The following is a 2,480-nucleotide window of genomic DNA, read 5'->3' on the forward strand; positions in this document are numbered from 1 at the left end:
TTTTCCTGGGCTGAAAACGTTCTTAATGATAACCCACTTTCAAGCCACTTCTTAACAATGGCTTCTTTAAACTCTTTTGAATAATGCTTCACTCATATTCTCTTACCGCCTCCTATTCAATTATTAAAAATTAACAGAGGCGACAACTATCCTGACACAGGGGGGAACCAGTAAGTCGGTCTTAGCGAGTTGCTGAACGAGTTTCTGGAAGCGGCCATCGCCGTGCGCAATACTCAGTGCTTCAAGTAGGCGTGAAGTTCGGAAGTAGCGTACTGAGAAGCCGTGACGGCAAGCTTGAGTCGAGAGAGTACAAGCCAAGTATGTCTTACCACAGCCCGTTGGGCCCTCGATTAATACGTTGTGATGCTGATGAACCCATTGACTACTCAGTAGACCCGCGAACTGACTTTTTTTCAGACCACGTGGATGCTGGTAGTTAATGTCTTCAGGGTGAGCCTTTATCTTTAACTTGGCAGCCTTCAGTAAACGGGTAATTTTATTGTTGTGTCGGTGCGTACTTTCTCTATCGACTAATAGCGCCAGGCGTTCATCGAAGCTAAGCTCTTCATGTGTTGATGGTTGTGCTAGCTGTTGCTCTAGGCCATCAGCCATGCCGCTAAGTTTTAATGTTCTCAGTGCTTGCAAGGTTTGATTGGTAAACATGTTTTTTCCCTAGTTATTCATATGAGTATTTAGTGGTAGTAGTCTTCACCACGGATGTTTTCATGGTGGTCCAGGCATAACTCTTCCTGAATATGATGCTCCTGAGTTTCAACAACGATCTGATCAAGTCCTTGTTTAAGTATGGATTCAACACTGCTGCGTGTCGGTGAGTTGATCAGTAGTGCGCGTCCGCAAGCCTTGTTGAGTCTCTCTCGTCCATATTTCTTCGCATTACTAAGTAAGGCGAGTATGCGGCGATAACTCTGTTCTTGATGTCGCTTTTCTTGCAGTAGGTGATTCACCACTTCACGAGTTTCAGCGCCTATCTCGTTTGCCCAGCTCAGGAAGCGCTCTAGGCTCCATTCCTGTATAGCTCGGTGCGCTTGCGGCATATGTTCAGCACAAGTGCTGTGCGCACCTTGCCGATAACTACGAGGGTGGCTAGCGACTCGTTGACCTTGGCTATAAACGGAGACGCTTGAGTTACTAGCTTGTACTTCAACAGCCTGTTTCACCAGATTATGGGGAACTGAGTAATAGTGCTTATCGTATTCGACGTGGTAATCGATATGGACTCGCACCTGTTTGATCTCTGCATAATGGTATGGCGTTGTAGGCAATGACCTTAAGGCGGGTTGGTCTAGTTGCTTGAACTGACTTGCCCGGGAACCCGGGAGCTTCTTAAAGGGACGCTGATTCAAGTCGTCCAATAAAAACCGGATTGCTTGGTTTAGTGACGCCAGAGTGAAGAAGGTTTGATGACGCAAGCGTGCCATAATCCAGCGTTCAACGATTTGTACAGCGACTTCTGCTTTGGATTTATCCTTGGGTTTATAGGGGCGCGCTGGAACAACCGCCACTTGATAGTGTTGTGCCAGTTGCTGATAAGCCGGGTTTATATCTGGTTCGTAACGATGTGTTTTGCGCACCGCACTTCTCAAATTATCCGGCACGACTAGTTCAGGTACACCGCCGAGGAACTCGAAAGTCTGTACATGGGCATTCAACCAGTCTTCCTGGTTCTGGCTCCAACTAGCACAAGCAAAGGTGTAGTTGGATGCCCCCATCACAGCGACAAAAATTTGGGCTTGCCTGACTTCGCCGGTATCTGGGTTCACCACCGGCATTGTAGGACCACAGTAATCGACAAAGAGTTTTTCACCTGCACGATGAATCTGACGCATGCTACGTTTCTGGCAACCCAGCCATTCAAGATAACGATGACAGAACTGAGCATAACTGTAACCGTTATCAGGATTTTGCTGCCGATATTCTTGCCACAATAACTGTTTGGTTACAGTTTTTTGTTTGAGGTCCTGGTGGACTTGCGGGAAGTCTGGCTCAACAAAACGCCTTTGACCCGTCGCAGCTTGGCTAGGGAACAGCATTCGAGCGAGATCTCGCTCAGCCATTTCCTCGGGAACTGGCCAGCTTAGGCCTGCTTGATCAGCTCGCTTGAGGTAATCGACGACCGTTCCGTAACCAATATTAAGTGCTTGAGCTATCCCTCGATAGCTTAATCCGGCCTCATGACGAAGCCGTAAAATGTCTTTGATTTTACGCATTGATAACCTTTTTTTGGCCACTGCTATTACTCCTCGCCGGAAAAAGGCTAAGAGACTAGCAGATTGTTAGTTAAGTCAACGCGTTAGGAGTGATTCTGGAAATATCTGATCATCAATTCTGGTATCTGATCACTGATTCTGGAAATCCAGAAAAAGTGATCGAATAAAACCAGAATCAATGGTCGAAAAGTTCCAGAAATGATGATCGGTTAAAACCAGAATGAGTGATCGGAATGGGCCAGAATATGCAAT

The 2,480-nt window shown here is 46.6% G+C and carries 2 protein-coding genes; both read right to left on the bottom strand.

Translation table 11 applies throughout. The features are described 5' to 3' along the window. Nucleotides 1–123: 123 nt before the first annotated feature. On the bottom strand, nucleotides 124–663 hold the full coding sequence (locus A3757_RS14460) for an ATP-binding protein (protein WP_082870355.1): 540 nt from the start codon (nucleotides 661–663) through the stop codon (nucleotides 124–126). Nucleotides 664–692: 29 nt separating this feature from the next. Further along, nucleotides 693–2,228 (bottom strand): IS21 family transposase, encoded by a 1,536-nt coding sequence (gene istA, locus A3757_RS14465; protein ID WP_068553442.1) that lies wholly within the window; start codon nucleotides 2,226–2,228, stop codon nucleotides 693–695. Nucleotides 2,229–2,480 lie beyond the last annotated feature (252 nt).

The organism is Oleiphilus sp. HI0117, assembly GCF_001635235.1.

Excerpts from the sequence above, each read along its gene's own strand:
- A3757_RS14460 (WP_082870355.1), bottom strand. The coding sequence starts at position 663 with ATGTTTACCAATCAAACCTTGCAAGCACTGAGAACATTAAAACTTAGC.
- istA (WP_068553442.1), bottom strand. The coding sequence starts at position 2,228 with ATGCGTAAAATCAAAGACATTTTACGGCTTCGTCATGAGGCCGGATTA.